The sequence below is a fragment of the Xenorhabdus khoisanae genome (assembly GCF_001037465.1).
Classification (GTDB): domain Bacteria; phylum Pseudomonadota; class Gammaproteobacteria; order Enterobacterales; family Enterobacteriaceae; genus Xenorhabdus; species Xenorhabdus khoisanae.
In genome coordinates this window covers 1-914 of record NZ_LFCV01000263.1, presented here as the reverse complement: position 1 = coordinate 914, position 914 = coordinate 1, and the positions used below count along the sequence as shown (strand labels likewise).

The following is a 914-nucleotide window of genomic DNA, read 5'->3' as shown; positions in this document are numbered from 1 at the left end:
TTGGGTGACCTGATTTAACGCGGCGCTGTTGTGGTTGCAACACATCAACGCCGCTCACCACAAGCAACTAATAGGAGTTGAATGATGGCTAAGGCGCATTCTAAGCAAAACCGTGCGGTAAATAAAGCCGCGAAAACAGAACGTTATTACACCGTGGGATACATGCCGCAAAATGATAAGGCCACTGCCCCGCCTGTAATTCACCTTAAAGAGCAATGGCTTAAAGTTGCCGGGTTTGATAAGGGTTGCACCCTGACCGCGAAGATACTGGACGGCTGTCTGGTGCTTATTCCTGACAGCGATGATACCTGCGCAATTAAGCAGCAGTACCAGCGCCAGCGGGATCAGTTTAATGATATTAAGCTGCGAATGCGGGAACTTATTGGGGAGTACAAAAGCCGCTAAGGGCAAGGGCTGAGTGGCTCTTGAAAAGAGAAAAGCCGGAAGATCATGGGATTTCTTTCGGCTTTTTTACATAGATATGTGAGAATTTTCTGTTGTCAACTAAGCATTTTTATATGTTAATTCAGCATCAATAATAATGTTGCCCAGTTTATTATCAAAAGGCCATTGGTCGGTAATAACTCTAGCCATGCCTAAGTGTCTTTGTGTTTTCTGTGGAATATCGCCTGACTCAATAATATTACGTAAATTTATTAATTTTTCCTTAAAATTATTCAATTGATTAATTGTAGTAAAAAGACTGAATTTGTCATAGGTTGCAATAGCTTTCTCGATTTCTACTATCGCTATATCTATTTTTTTTATTACCTTATTTATATTCATTGTTTTATTAACTTATCTAAATCGCTGATATATTTTTGTGTTTGACCACCAGGTAATCCAACGCCTTGTGCTGGTGCTTTTCTTTCAATAATGGTTTGTTCCCGGCACAACTTTAAATTGTGAAAAAT

2 protein-coding genes are annotated in these 914 nt (G+C 39.7%); one reads left to right on the top strand and one right to left on the bottom strand.

What is annotated here, in order from left to right:
- Positions 1-84: 84 nt before the first annotated feature.
- The gene (locus AB204_RS20680; RefSeq protein ID WP_047965261.1) at positions 85-405 is read left to right on the top strand and encodes a SymE family type I addiction module toxin; all 321 of its coding nucleotides are present in this window, start codon (positions 85-87) and stop codon (positions 403-405) included.
- A gap of 99 nt (positions 406-504) precedes the next feature.
- Here the strand turns inward: AB204_RS20680 and AB204_RS20675 are convergent, their stop codons facing one another.
- Positions 505-786 carry a hypothetical protein gene (locus AB204_RS20675; RefSeq protein WP_053067971.1) on the bottom strand — a complete coding sequence of 94 codons (282 nt, stop codon included), beginning with the start codon at positions 784-786 and terminating at the stop codon, positions 505-507.
- Between the last annotated feature and the right edge of the window lie 128 nt (positions 787-914).

What these genes read in the sequence shown, in the direction of transcription:
- AB204_RS20675 (WP_053067971.1), bottom strand. Translation starts at nt 786, where the DNA reads ATGAATATAAATAAGGTAATAAAAAAAATAGATATAGCGATAGTAGAA.
- AB204_RS20680 (WP_047965261.1), top strand. Translation starts at nt 85, where the DNA reads ATGGCTAAGGCGCATTCTAAGCAAAACCGTGCGGTAAATAAAGCCGCG.